This window comes from Ochrobactrum sp. BTU2 (assembly GCF_024539785.1).
Lineage (GTDB): Bacteria > Pseudomonadota > Alphaproteobacteria > Rhizobiales > Rhizobiaceae > Brucella > Brucella anthropi.
The window spans coordinates 323,242-335,780 of record NZ_JAHWRG010000003.1 but is presented as its reverse complement, the minus strand read 5'-3'; the positions used below and the strand labels follow the sequence as shown (position 1 = coordinate 335,780).

Genomic DNA, 12,539 nt, shown 5'->3' with positions numbered 1-12,539 from the left:
TGATTCGATCAAAACAGGAAATGCTCTGATGCCGAAGATCGTGTTGGACAGTAAAACCGGCGTCGTGGTTCGGCTTGGTGAACTTGCCGATGCCGAACAGATTCACGCAGCAATCTGCACGATGGGCGCAGGACTTGGCGCTGCGGGAAAAATCTCCAGCACGGTTGAGGATTTCCGCTGTTATGGTTTTGGTCCCTATGCGGCTTTCACCAGTCTGATCGCCGAGGTGGACGATAGGTTTGCCGGTCTTGCCCTGTTCTTCCCGATCTTCTCGACATGGTTGGGCAAACCGGGCGTCTACGTGCAGGACCTCTATGTCGATGAAGCCTTTCGCGGCAGAGGGATCGGCGAGGTGCTTTTGCGCCATGTCGCCTCCTGGTCGATGGCGCGCGGCGGCGTCTATCTGCGGTTGGCCGTGGATCGGGACAATGTTGCCGCGCAAAGATTTTATGACCGGTTGGGTATCGGCTGGATCGAAGCCGACCGCGATCATGGTGCCTATGGCGATGATTTCGCCCGCTTGGCACGTATCAATCAAATCAGGGAGTAATCATGAAAGCCTTTTACGCTGTCGAGCAAAAGCGCCACGACCCGAAAGCCTTTCTTTCCAGCGGTGCGCCGCAGCCGAACCCCGAACAGCCTGAGCGTGTCGAGCGCCTGCTCGCCGGCGCGAAGGCTGCAGGCTGTGAGATTATCCGTCCGCAAAATCATGGCCTTGGCCCGATTGCAGCCGTGCATACGCCGGAATATCTGGAGTTCCTCCAGCACATCTATGCCCGCTGGCGGCGTATCGATGAAGCTTCGGAAGAGGTGATCCCGAACATTCATCCGCTGGCGCGTGATGGCCGCTATCCGGCATCCGCAGTCGGGCAGGTTGGCTATCACATGGCTGATACGGCGTGCCCGATTGCTGAACATACTTGGGAAAGCGTGTGCTGGAGCGCATGGAGCGCGGTCGATGCCGCCGATGCGGTGCTTGCAGGCGAGGTCGCGGCCTATGCGCTCTGCCGTCCCCCGGGGCATCATGCCTTTGCCGATGTGGCTGGCGGTTTCTGCTTCGTCAATAATTCGGCGGTCGCAGCCCAGCGCCTGCGCTCGAAAGCCGAGCGCGTGGCGATTCTAGACGTTGATCTGCATCACGGTAACGGGACGCAAGGCATATTCTATGCCCGTCCCGACGTGCTGACCGTCTCGATCCATGCCGATCCGGTGCGCTTCTATCCATTTTTCTGGGGCCATGCCGATGAGCGCGGCGAGGGTGCGGGGCTTGGTTACAATCTCAACCTGCCGCTGCCGCGCAAATCCGGCGATGCCGAATTCCTTGCGTCACTCGACACGGCCTTCCGCCGTATCGAAGCCTTTGCGCCGGATGCGCTGGTGGTGGCGCTTGGCCTCGATCCGTTTGAAGGCGACCCGTTCGGCGGATTGTCGGTCACCACTGGCGGTTTTGGCCGGATTGCCGAAGCAATTGCGAAGCTTCGTCTGCCAACGGTCATCGTGCAGGAAGGTGGCTATCTGTGCGACGCACTCGGCGATAACCTCACAGCCTTCCTCGGTGGTTATCAATCGGTGGCGCGATGAGGGGTCTTGTCACCTTTGTCGGCGTCGCGCATCCGTGGATGTGCGATGTCATGGGACACATGAATGTCCGGCATTATGCCGGGATGTTCGATGATGCGAGCTTTCAGCTTTTGGGCCATATCGCCGGGAAAATTCCCGATGACAGCTTCGGCTGGGCAGATGTGCGCGCGACAACCGAATACAAGCAGGAAGTGCCAGCCGGAGACCTGCTGACGATCCGTTCGCATGTGCTGAAAGTCGGGCGCTCGTCGGTCACCTTTCGCCAGATGATGGTGGGTTCGCTGGACGGCGAACTGCGCGCGGTCAACGAGACGACTACGGTTTGTTTCGACAAGATTGCGCGACGTTCGACCGAGCTCGGACCGGACATGCGTGTCAGGGCCGAAAAGCTGCTTGCGGATTATCCCGCTGGCTGACACGAAAAACGCAGCACGCTTTTCGTGCAATCGCATTCGAGGTCGCGCAACAGGCCATCTTTGAGGCCGTAAATCCAGCCATGCACGACGATATCCTTGTTCTGTTTCCAGGCCGATTGCAGAACCGGCGTGCGCGACAGGCTTTCCACCTGCGAGGCCACGGTCAGCTCGCAAAGCCGGTTCAGACGTTCTTCGGGATCAGCAAAACCGTCCAGCTCCTGTTCATTTGCCTGCGCAATATCGCGAACCGGCTGGAGCCAGTTGTCGATGATGCCGTGGCCATATCCGGCCATGGCAGCACGCACGCCACCGCATCCGTAATGGCCGCAGACGATGATGTGCTTGATCTCCAACACCTCGACGGCAAACTCAAGCACCGACAGAAGGTTCAGATCGGCGCGATGGACGAGATTGGCGACATTGCGGTGTACGAAGACTTCGCCCGGCTGCAATCCGGTGACGACATTGGCCGGAACGCGACTGTCCGAACATCCGATCCAGAGATATTCCGGACGCTGCATCGATGACAGCCGGCTGAAATATTCAGGGTCTTCCTGGCGCTTTTCCGCTGCCCATTGCCGGTTGTGTTCGAAAAGGTCTGATAACATGAGCCCGTCTCATCCGGATGATCTTCGTTCACAGACATAGACGAATATAAAAATACAGTAATTGATGTCGATCAAGTATGAGCTGCTTCAGCATGGAAGGAGCGGGACAAAGGCCCGCTCCTTTTGTTTCTTATGCTGCTGGTTTTTCGCTGCGACCGATGCCGAGCAGCTGGTAGAACACAAGGGCTGCAAGCGTCGAGGTGGCAATACCGCCAAGAGCGAAATCGCCGATCTTCAGTGTGAAGTCGCCAGCGCCGAAAATTAGCGCCACGCCAGCGGTGAAGAGGTTGCGGGAATCCGCGAAGTCCACCTTGTTGACGATCCAGATGCGGGCCATTGCCGAGGCGATCAGGCCGAACACTGAAACGGCAAGACCCGCCAGAACCGGGGCAGGGATGGTCTGCAGGATCGCGCCGAATTTCGGCGACATGCCGAGGATCAGTGCCATGACGGCCGCAATGACAAAGATCAGTGTCGAATAAACTTTGGTCATCGCCATGACGCCGATATTTTCGGCATAGGTGGTGACGCCGGTGCCGCCGCCCGAGCCGGAAATCATGGTGGCGATGCCATCGCCGAGGAAGCCGCGACCGATGTAGCGATCCATGTTCTGGCCGGTGATGGAGCCGAGCGCTTTGATATGACCGAGATTTTCAGCCACCAGAACGATAGCGACTGGCGCGATGAGGGTGATCGCCTGCCAGTTGAATTCCGGCGCGGTGAAATGCGGCAGGCCGAACCAGGCCGCGTTGCTGACGGCGGTGAAATCGATGCCGGGCACGATGCCGAGGCCGTTGCCGAGGATCAGGACGAGAAGATAGCCGAACAGCAGTGCGAAGAGCACCGACAGGCGCTTGGTTCCACGCGGTCCATAGGCTGCGATCATCGCCATGCAGAGAACGGTGAGCAGCGCGATAGTTATATGCGTGCCGCTTCCCTTCAACTGGCCGACGGCGACCGGCGCAAGGTTGAGGCCGATGGAAACGCCGATGGCGCCGGTGACGACTGGAGGCATCAGTCGTTCGACCCAGCCTGTGCCGATGGCCATGACCACAAGGCCGATAAGGGCATAGAGCGCGCCGCAGGCAATGATGCCGCCGAGCGCGATGGCGATATTGGGATTGGGGCCGGAACCGCTATAACCGGTTGCGGCGATCACGACCGCGATAAACGCGAAGGACGAGCCGAGATAGCTTGGCACACGACCTGCCGTCAGCACGAAGAACAGAAGCGTGCCGATACCGGAGAAGAAGACGGCCACATTGGGATCGAAACCCATCAGCAGTGGGGCGACGATGGTCGAGCCCGACATTGCGAGAAGATGCTGCACGCCCATCGGTATGGCGGCGGCGGCTGGCAGGCGCTCGTCAGGAAGCACGACGGCGTTTGATGTCAAACGCCAACTTGGAAAATAGCCCATGATGTCCCTCTGGAAAATATTATCCTGTTGCCTTTATCGCCTCATGGCGGCGATTTCCAGAGAAGAAAGGCCCAAACGGCAAGCGAGCTGTTGATGAGCCGACTCAACAATTCCTATCCTGTTACCGTCACGCGGCCTGCATCGTCTGTCACCTTTCCGACGATGCAGGCAGATGGATAACCCGCGCCGCGGATGCTGTTCAAAAGCCTTTCGGCTTCCTCCGATGCGCAGGATATCAGAAGCCCGCCGGAGGTCTGCGGGTCGGTCAGCAATTGCTGTTTCCAGAGCGGATAATCGTCCGGCAGCTGCACATCATGTCCATAGCTTGCCCAGTTGCGGGTGGAGGCTCCGGTCACGAAACCGCCTTGCGTCAACTTTTCGGCCTGCTTGAGAAACGGCAGCGCAGCATAGTCGAGGCTGATACCTGCATTCGAACCGCGCGCCATTTCGAGTGCATGTCCGAGAATGCCAAAGCCGGTGACGTCGGTGACAGCGTGGACGGCACTATCCTTGCCTAGCTCGGCGCCAACCCGGTTCAGCAAGGTGACGGACGCCATCATTTCATCGTAACCGGCGCTGTCGAGTTCCTGCTTCTTGAAGGCAGCGGAATAAATACCGACACCGATTGCCTTGGTCAGGATCAGTGTGTCTCCCGGACGCGCGCCGCTGTTCTTGCGAAGGCTGGAAAGTTTGCAGATGCCGATAACGGCCAATCCGTAGATCGGTTCCGGCGCGTCGATGGAATGCCCGCCCGCAACCGGAATGCCAGCTTCAGCACAGATGCTGGAGCCGCCTTTCAGGATTTCGCGGATCATTTCGGCGGGCATCTTGTTCACCGGCATGCCGAGGATCGCCAGCGCCATGATCGGCGTTCCGCCCATGGCATAAACGTCGGATATTGCATTGGTGGCTGCGATACGTCCGAAATCGAACGGATCGTCCACCATCGGCATGAAGAAATCCGTGGTGGCGATCACGCAATTTTCGTCATCCAGTTGCCAGACAGCGGCATCGTCGCCGGTTTCCGTTCCGACAAGAAGCTGGCTGAAAGGCTGCATGGCGGGTTGGCCCGACAGTAGATCCTGCAGGACGGCGGGAGCCAGCTTGCAGCCGCAACCGCCACCATGGGCAAGTGTGCTGAGACGAATGGGCGACGCGATATCCATGCTATTTCCTCAAGCTAAATTGTTATTTCGCGTGCGGTCATCGCGTAACGGAATGCATCCGCGTCGAGGCAATCCAGACGGGCGCTGGCAACTTCGGCCTGCGGATACATCAGGAAACCGAGCTCCGGTCCTTGCGCAGATGGCAAGGCGATATCGCTGCCATCATTGAAGGCGATCCAGTTGCCCTCCCATGAGCCGAAAAGCTTTTGCCGCACGGCCACGACACGCGGATCGTCGGCAGTCAGCCCGTCCTTTTCCTCTTCCAGCATCACCTTGCGTACATCCGCCGGATCGGTCGCCACCCAGCCAATACCATCGAGATAGATTTCGGCGCGGCAGTGTTGGGCCTTGGTGATGACTTCGTTCTTTGCGCCGAGGCTCTTGTAGCCGAAGGCGGAAGGCGCAACGCGCACGCCGTAAAGGTCGCGGGCCGGAATTCCTGCTGCCCTGACCAGAGCCACGAACAGCGGATTGAGGTCGGCGCATTTGCCGCCGAGATCGCCGCTATCAAGCATGGCGACGATATTGCCGTCGCCACAGCCTCGTGTCGAGGCGCGCCGGTAGGTGTTGGCGACGACCCAATCGTAGATGAGGCGGGCCTTCTCCTGATCGGTGTCTGCACCTGCAACGATCTTGTCCGAGGTCTGTTTGACGATGCCATCAACGGGTGCAAGGCGCGTCCCGGCCAGATAGCGTTCGCGTTCTGCGTGGGTCAGCGGCACGACCTTTGCCGATGTATCGAGATTGCTTGCACGGTCGCGGGTGGAGATGAGGCTGATGACTTCGGCTTGCGGTTTCGCTTCGTTTGCGTCCCATTCGAGGTAAAGCAAGCCGGTGCCGCTGGCCGGATCGCGATCGAGCCGCGCGACCTTGGCGTTTGTCGTCCAGCGATTGCCTTCCGGACGATTCCAGTCATTGCCATTGAACCCGGCCATCGGAACCCAGACACGAATGACTTCCCCCGAAGTGGCAGGCGTGATGCTGGTGGTAATCTCGAAGCTGCGCCAGCCCGACGGTTGCGGTGCGAATGTATTACCGGCTGCAGATGCAAAATTCGGCAGCATGCTGAAAGCCGCGCAAGCCGCACCGGATTTAAGAACTTCCCGACGGTTCATGACGATCCCCTTTTTGCTTTGAATTGTTGTTGTTGCGATTACGCGAGAAAAATCGTTCCGCCGCCTTCAGTTCGGAAAGCGGCAGGTATGCAGCGATTGCAGGAAATCTGGATGCAGCTTTGCTCGATTGAAGAGAGCCTGAGCTGAGGGCCGCACAACACCGTCGCACCGGGGCAAAGAAGCCGACGCGAGGCAAGAGCCACACAAAATTCATGCCCCGAAACTCGGGAGCAACAAAAGAAGCCACGACATCAGTCTGGCGTTTTTACACAGGAACGTCAATCAGCCAGCGCGTTTTCAAGTCATTCTCGTGATGAAGTCCATGTATTAATACATGACAATTAAAGTCATGTTATTGATAAATGCACCTTATTGTTAATTTTTTTAGCCTGCTGTTCGGTTGACAACTTGGTTTTATTGCGGTGAACTGATGTCAGGCAAGTCCAATTTAAAGAAGAATATGCTTCGGCGTTTTTCTTCTGACGATCAGGGAGGTGCAGCGCAATGAATGTGGAGCTCTCACGCCGCCAGTTTCTGGGCGGAACGGGGGCGGTAGTGGCGGCTTCGGCGCTTGGGTCCTTCGGTTTCGGTGCAGTGGAAAGCGCCTATGCCGAATCCATTCGCCCATTCAAGCTGACCAACACGGCCGAAACCCGAAATACCTGCCCTTACTGCTCGGTCGCCTGCGGTATCATCCTTTATTCCAAGGGGGATGTCAGGAAAGGCGAAAAGGCCGAGCTGATCCATGTCGAAGGCGACACGGATCACCCGACCAATCGCGGAACGCTTTGCCCGAAGGGTGCGGCACTGAAGGATTTCGTCAAGGCGAAGACCCGCCTGCAATATCCGCAGGTACGCGAGCCGGGTTCGTCCGAGTTCAAACAGATTGCCTGGGAAGATGCGCTTGACCGCATCGCGCGGCATCTGAAAGACGACCGCGACGCCAACTTCATCGCGAAGAACGCGGCGGGCACAACAGTCAACCGCTGGACCTCGACAGGCTTCCTTGCGGCTTCGGCAACCACCAATGAAACGGCGTTTCTCACCTACAAGGTGGTGCGCAGCACAGGCATAGTTGCATTCGATAACCAGGCACGCGTCTGACACGGCCCGACGGTGGCGAGTCTCGCCCCAACATTTGGCCGCGGAGCAATGACCAACTCCTGGACCGATATCAAGAACACCGATCTCGTCGTCGTCATGGGCGGCAATGCGGCGGAAGCGCATCCTTGCGGCTTCAAATGGGTGACGGAGGCCAAGGCCAACCGCGGTGCCCGGCTGATCGTCGTCGATCCGCGGTTCACGCGCACGGCTTCCGTGGCGGATTTCTATGCGCCTATCCGGCAGGGTTCGGATATCGCCTTCCTGCTTGGCGTCATCAATTACTGCATCCAGAATGACAAGGTGCAGTGGGATTATGTGAAGCATTTCACCAATGCCAGCTACATCATCAAGGATGGCTTCGAATACAAGGACGGGCTGTTTACCGGCTATGATGAGGAAAAGCGGGATTATGACCGCTCGAGCTGGGATTATGTGATCGGCGATGACGGCTATGCGGTTGTCGATGACACGTTGCAGAACCCGCGCTGCGTCTGGAATCTCCTGAAGCAGCATGTTTCGATCTTCACGCCGGAAATGGTGGAACGCATCTGCGGCACGCCGAAGGAGAAATTCCTGAAAGTGGCCGAGATGATGTCCGAATGCTCGGCGCCTGACAAGACGATGACGTCGATGTATGCGCTCGGCTGGACGCAGCATTCCAAGGGGTCGCAGAATATTCGCTGCATGGCGATGCTGCAGCTGATCCTCGGCAATATCGGCGTGCGTGGCGGCGGCATGAATGCGCTGCGCGGTCACTCCAACATTCAGGGGCTGACCGATATCGGTCTGATGTCCAATCTTCTGCCGGGCTATATGAATATCCCGGTTGAAAAGGAAACCGATCTCGAAATCTATATGTCGACACGCGGTTTCAAGCCGCTGCGCCCGAACCAGACGAGCTACTGGCAGAACTATCGCAAGTTCTTCGTCAGTTTCCAGAAGGCGATGTGGGGCAGTGCCGCAACTGTCGAAAACGACTTCGTCTATGACTGGCTGCCGAAGCTGGACGTGCCGAATTACGACATGCTTCGTATCTTCGACATGATGTATGAAGGCAAGGTCAACGGCTATGTCTGTCAGGGCTTCAATCCGCTGATGGCGGTGCCGAACCGCAAGAAGCTGACCGATGCTTTGTCGAAGCTGAAATTCCTCGTGACGATGGACCCGCTGGAAACGGAAACCTCCCGTTTCTGGGAAAACCACGGTGAATTCAACGATGTGGATTCGGCTTCCATCCAGACGGAAGTGTTCCAGCTGCCCTCCACCTGCTTTGCAGAGGATGAGGGTTCGCTCACCAATTCCGGACGCTGGCTGCAATGGCACTGGCCTGGTGCTACACCGCCCGGCGACGCGAAGACCGATAACTGGATCATGGCGCAGATATATCTGCGGCTGAAGGAGCTTTATCGTAAGGAAGGCGGTGCTTTCCCCGATCCGATCCTCAATCTCGTCTGGGATTACAAGGATGAGGGCGAACCGACGGCTGAAGAACTGGCCAAGGAACTGAACGGTCGTGCGATTGGCACGGTGACCGATCCAACCGATCCGACCAAGGTGGTTGCGGAGGCTGGCAAACTTCTGTCCGGCTTTGCGGCATTGCGCGACGACGGTTCGACGGCATCAGGCTGCTGGATTTATTCCGGCTGCTTCACCGAAGCTGGCAACAATATGGCTCGCCGCGACAACCATGATCCGGACGAGACAGGCGCCTATCTCAACTGGTCTTGGTCGTGGCCTGCAAACCGTCGCATTCTCTATAACCGCGCCTCCGCCGACCTCAACGGCAAGCCGTGGGACCCGAGCCGCAAGCTCATCGAATGGGACGGTTCGAAATGGACGGGCTATGACGTGCCGGACATCGCGCCGACCGCCAAGCCGAACGAGGTCGGTCCGTTCATCATGAATGCGGAAGGCTCCTCGCGCCTGTTCAGCCGCGGCATGATGCGTGACGGTCCGTTCCCGGCCCATTACGAGCCGTTTGAATCGCCTGTCGCCAATGTGATCGCGCCGAAGGTTCGGGGCAATCCGGTGGCACGCGTCTTCAACGACGACTTCAAGCAGTTCGCGGAAACGGCCTCGGAGGAGTTCCCCTATGCGGCGACCTCCTACCGCCTGACCGAGCATTTCCACTACTGGACGAAGCACGTCACGGTGAATGCCGTTCTGCAGCCGGAATTCTTCGTGGAAATCTCGGAAGAGCTGGCGAAAGAAAAGGGCATCGCCAAGGGCGACTGGGTGCGGGTGTGGTCGAAGCGCGGCTCGGTCAAGGCCAAAGCCGTGGTGACCAAGCGCATCAAGCCGCTCATCTGCGACGGCAAGACGGTGCATGTGGTCGGCATTCCGCTCCACTGGGGCTTCATGGGTGCTGCCCGCAAGGGCTTCGGCCCGAATTCGCTGACACCTTTCGTCGGCGACGCGAACATCGAGACGCCGGAGTTCAAGGCGTTTCTGGTCAATATCGAGCGCTCAAGCGCGCCTGTAGCTTAGGAGGGACTAGAGATGTTTCCACCCGTTCCCAATCCTAGCGTCCAGCCGCAACAGCCGCGTTTCGGTGACAAGGACCTGATCAGGCGGTCGGCGTCGAATGTGACGCCGCCTGCCGAGCGCCAGACCGAGGTGGCGAAGCTCATCGACGTGTCGAAATGCATCGGCTGCAAGGCCTGCCAGTCCGCCTGCGCCGAATGGAACGACACGCATGAGGAGGTTGGCATCAATGTGGGTGTCTATGACAATCCGCACGATCTGACGCCGAACACCTTCACCTTGATGCGCTTTACCGAGTGGGATAATCCCGACACCGGCAATCTGGAGTGGCTGATCCGCAAGGATGGCTGTATGCATTGCGAAGACCCCGGCTGCCTCAAGGCATGTCCGGCGCCAGGCGCAATCGTGCAATATTCCAACGGTATCGTCGATTTCATCCACGATAACTGCATCGGCTGCGGCTATTGCATCAAGGGGTGCCCGTTCAACATTCCGCGTGTTTCGGAAGTAACCCACAAGGCCTATAAGTGCACGCTCTGCTCCGACCGCATCGCGGTGGGACAGGGACCGGCCTGTGCCAAGGCCTGCCCGACACAGGCCATCGTCTATGGCACCAAGGACGAGATGAAGGAATGGGCCGATGGCCGCATCAAGGATCTGAAATCGCGCGGCTTCGAAAATGCCGGGCTCTACGATCCGCCGGGCGTTGGCGGCACGCATGTCATGTATGTGCTGCAACACGCCGATAAGCCGGAAATCTACGCCAACCTGCCGAACAATCCGCGCATCAGCCCGGTTGTCGAAGCGTGGAAGGGTGTGTCCAAATATGCAGGCATGGCCGCAATGGGGCTGGCTGCGGCAGCAGGTCTGCTGCATTATATCTTCAAGGGTCCGAACGTCGTGACAGAGCATGACGAGGAACAGGCCGAAAAGCTCACGGGAGAGAAAAGCTCATGAGCAAGACCGACTTTGACGATGTTGAACGCGGTGACGGGATAGAACTCGGTAAGCCCGTCAAGGTGCATCGCTATTCCGGTGGCGCACGCATCAATCACTGGATCACCGCCATCAGCCTCGTGCTGCTGGCCCTGTCCGGCCTTGCGATGTTCCACCCATCGCTGTTTTTCCTGTCGGGCCTGTTTGGCGGCGGACAATGGACACGCGCCATCCATCCATGGATCGGCGTAGTGCTGTTCTTCAGCTTTCTGGGGCTTTTCGTGCGTTTCTGGAGCGCCAATCTGTGGAAGCGCGAAGACAGCCAATGGCTCGCACATGCCAATGACGTGATTTCCGGCAATGAGGAAAAGCTGCCTGAAGTCGGCAAATATAATGCCGGTCAGAAGCTCGTTTTCTGGTCCATGTCTTTGCTGATCATCATCCTGATTGTTTCCGGCGTGATGATCTGGAACGAATATTTTGGTTCCTTCACCAGCATCAACCAGCAGCGCTGGGCCCTGCTTGTCCATTCCATGGCGGCGGTGGCGGCGATCTGTGTCTGGATCGTGCACGTCTATGCCGCGATCTGGGTCAAGGGCACGATCAATGCGATGACACGCGGCACGGTTACCGGCGGCTGGGCATGGCGACATCACCGCAAGTGGTTGCGCGAACTGACATCGAAGCAGAAAGTGAAGCAGGGCGGCAGCAAGCCTGCCGCCTGAACTTGCTCGGCGTCCTAGAGGGTAATAATATTCCGTGGTTTACGTGACCCGTTGGGTTCGTGAGGAGTGACATGGCAGGCAAGAAAGATCTGGTGCCGGACCCGACGGTCATCGGCGAAATATCGGCCCCACCCTTCGTGCAATTGCCGGACCCCGGCGCGCTTTTTGCCAGAAGAGCAGAGCGCCTGCGTTTTCTGGGTTCGGTCAGCCCGCTGAAACCTTATCTGGAGTTCATTGCCGAACTAAGCGAGGCACAGTCTGAAATAGCGGCTGGTCTCGGTCCTGTCGCCGCGCGACACGGCGACGACCGGGGACGGGAATTCGGCATGCCGGCGATCGATCGTGCGGATACCATATCGGAACCAGCACTCGGGACTGTCTTCGACCGGCTGTTCGAGCACGCCTGCACGATCGCCAAACCGCAAGATGCCGCCGATGCGCTGGAACGTGTGGCGAACAGCGATGCGGGTGCGCGTCGCCGAATGATCGAGGCAATTTTTGCCGGTATGCTGCCGCCGGAAGCAATTGCTGAACATATCTATGTCTGGGCAGGCTTGCAGCTCCATTTCACGCGGCTTGCAGCGGCGCTTGACCCGAAGTCGCTGAAACCCGTTGCCGATGGCGTCTGCCCGACTTGCGGCAGCATTCCGTCAAGCTCGACGGTCGTGGGCTGGCACGGTGCGCATGGCGCGCGTTTCTGCTCCTGTTCCGTCTGCAACACGCTCTGGCACTATGTCCGGGTCAAATGTGTGTGCTGCGGCTCGACAAAGGGTATCGGCTACAAGGAAGTCGAGGAAGGTGGCGGCATTATCAAGGCTGAAACCTGCGACGAATGCCAGCGCTGGGTCAAGATCATCTATCAGCAGCTATCGGCGGATGCCGATCCTATGACCGACGATATTGCGAGCCTCGGCCTTGATATATTGATGCGCGAGACGCCTTACAGGCGAGGCGGCTTCTCGCCGCTTCTTGCCGGACTGTGAG

The 12,539-nt window shown here is 58.4% G+C and carries 11 protein-coding genes; 7 read left to right on the top strand and 4 right to left on the bottom strand.

The window, feature by feature from the left end:
- The first annotated feature begins 28 nt into the window (after positions 1-28).
- From KWJ32_RS10615 to KWJ32_RS10605, 3 genes are read left to right on the top strand one after another with little or no spacing between them, the layout of a single operon-like run.
- A complete protein-coding gene (locus KWJ32_RS10615) occupies positions 29-550 on the top strand; it encodes a GNAT family N-acetyltransferase (RefSeq protein ID WP_011982604.1) in 522 nt (173 codons plus the stop codon).
- Positions 551-552: 2 nt separating this feature from the next.
- Positions 553-1,581, top strand: a complete 1,029-nt coding sequence (locus tag KWJ32_RS10610; protein WP_011982605.1) for a histone deacetylase family protein — start codon at positions 553-555, stop codon at positions 1,579-1,581.
- Positions 1,578-1,997, top strand: coding sequence for an acyl-CoA thioesterase (locus KWJ32_RS10605; protein ID WP_011982606.1), 420 nt, complete (start codon positions 1,578-1,580; stop codon positions 1,995-1,997). The genes KWJ32_RS10610 and KWJ32_RS10605 overlap by 4 nt, the downstream gene beginning before the upstream one ends.
- Here the strand turns inward: KWJ32_RS10605 and can are convergent.
- From can to KWJ32_RS10585, 4 genes are all read right to left on the bottom strand, one after another.
- Positions 1,982-2,605: a carbonate dehydratase gene (can, locus tag KWJ32_RS10600; RefSeq protein WP_011982607.1), complete on the bottom strand. Its 624-nt coding sequence runs from the start codon at positions 2,603-2,605 to the stop codon at positions 1,982-1,984. The genes KWJ32_RS10605 and can overlap by 16 nt on opposite strands.
- Before the next feature lie 130 nt (positions 2,606-2,735).
- Positions 2,736-4,025, bottom strand: coding sequence for a solute carrier family 23 protein (locus tag KWJ32_RS10595; RefSeq protein WP_011982608.1), 1,290 nt, complete (start codon positions 4,023-4,025; stop codon positions 2,736-2,738).
- A gap of 113 nt (positions 4,026-4,138) precedes the next feature.
- Positions 4,139-5,191: a selenide, water dikinase SelD gene (gene selD, locus KWJ32_RS10590; RefSeq protein WP_151610165.1), complete on the bottom strand. Its 1,053-nt coding sequence runs from the start codon at positions 5,189-5,191 to the stop codon at positions 4,139-4,141.
- A gap of 14 nt (positions 5,192-5,205) precedes the next feature.
- Positions 5,206-6,306 carry a transglutaminase-like domain-containing protein gene (locus KWJ32_RS10585; RefSeq protein ID WP_151610166.1) on the bottom strand — a complete coding sequence of 367 codons (1,101 nt, stop codon included), beginning with the start codon at positions 6,304-6,306 and terminating at the stop codon, positions 5,206-5,208.
- A 504-nt stretch (positions 6,307-6,810) separates the two neighbouring features.
- On the opposite strand from KWJ32_RS10585, the gene fdnG reads away from it, so the two are divergent.
- The 4 genes from fdnG (at position 6,811) to fdhE (ending at position 12,538) form a co-directional block, all read left to right on the top strand.
- Positions 6,811-9,897 carry a formate dehydrogenase-N subunit alpha gene (fdnG, locus tag KWJ32_RS10580; RefSeq protein WP_080728145.1) on the top strand — a complete coding sequence of 1,029 codons (3,087 nt, stop codon included), beginning with the start codon at positions 6,811-6,813 and terminating at the stop codon, positions 9,895-9,897.
- A 12-nt stretch (positions 9,898-9,909) separates the two neighbouring features.
- Positions 9,910-10,851 (top strand): formate dehydrogenase subunit beta, encoded by a 942-nt coding sequence (gene fdxH / locus KWJ32_RS10575; protein WP_010660824.1) that lies wholly within the window; start codon positions 9,910-9,912, stop codon positions 10,849-10,851.
- Positions 10,848-11,555 carry a formate dehydrogenase subunit gamma gene (locus tag KWJ32_RS10570; protein WP_011982613.1) on the top strand — a complete coding sequence of 236 codons (708 nt, stop codon included), beginning with the start codon at positions 10,848-10,850 and terminating at the stop codon, positions 11,553-11,555. Before fdxH ends, KWJ32_RS10570 begins: the two co-directional genes overlap by 4 nt.
- Before the next feature lie 71 nt (positions 11,556-11,626).
- Complete coding sequence (fdhE, locus tag KWJ32_RS10565; RefSeq protein WP_011982614.1) at positions 11,627-12,538, top strand: formate dehydrogenase accessory protein FdhE; 912 nt, start codon at positions 11,627-11,629, stop codon at positions 12,536-12,538.
- The last annotated feature ends 1 nt before the right edge of the window (position 12,539 follow it).

Bases quoted from the DNA above. Each gene is read 5' to 3' on its own strand.
- KWJ32_RS10595 (WP_011982608.1), bottom strand. From the start codon at position 4,025: ATGGGCTATTTTCCAAGTTGGCGTTTGACATCAAACGCCGTCGTGCTT.
- KWJ32_RS10615 (WP_011982604.1), top strand. From the start codon at position 29: ATGCCGAAGATCGTGTTGGACAGTAAAACCGGCGTCGTGGTTCGGCTT.
- KWJ32_RS10605 (WP_011982606.1), top strand. From the start codon at position 1,578: ATGAGGGGTCTTGTCACCTTTGTCGGCGTCGCGCATCCGTGGATGTGC.
- KWJ32_RS10570 (WP_011982613.1), top strand. From the start codon at position 10,848: ATGAGCAAGACCGACTTTGACGATGTTGAACGCGGTGACGGGATAGAA.
- fdxH (WP_010660824.1), top strand. From the start codon at position 9,910: ATGTTTCCACCCGTTCCCAATCCTAGCGTCCAGCCGCAACAGCCGCGT.
- selD (WP_151610165.1), bottom strand. From the start codon at position 5,191: ATGGATATCGCGTCGCCCATTCGTCTCAGCACACTTGCCCATGGTGGC.
- KWJ32_RS10585 (WP_151610166.1), bottom strand. From the start codon at position 6,306: ATGAACCGTCGGGAAGTTCTTAAATCCGGTGCGGCTTGCGCGGCTTTC.
- fdhE (WP_011982614.1), top strand. From the start codon at position 11,627: ATGGCAGGCAAGAAAGATCTGGTGCCGGACCCGACGGTCATCGGCGAA.
- can (WP_011982607.1), bottom strand. From the start codon at position 2,605: ATGTTATCAGACCTTTTCGAACACAACCGGCAATGGGCAGCGGAAAAG.
- KWJ32_RS10610 (WP_011982605.1), top strand. From the start codon at position 553: ATGAAAGCCTTTTACGCTGTCGAGCAAAAGCGCCACGACCCGAAAGCC.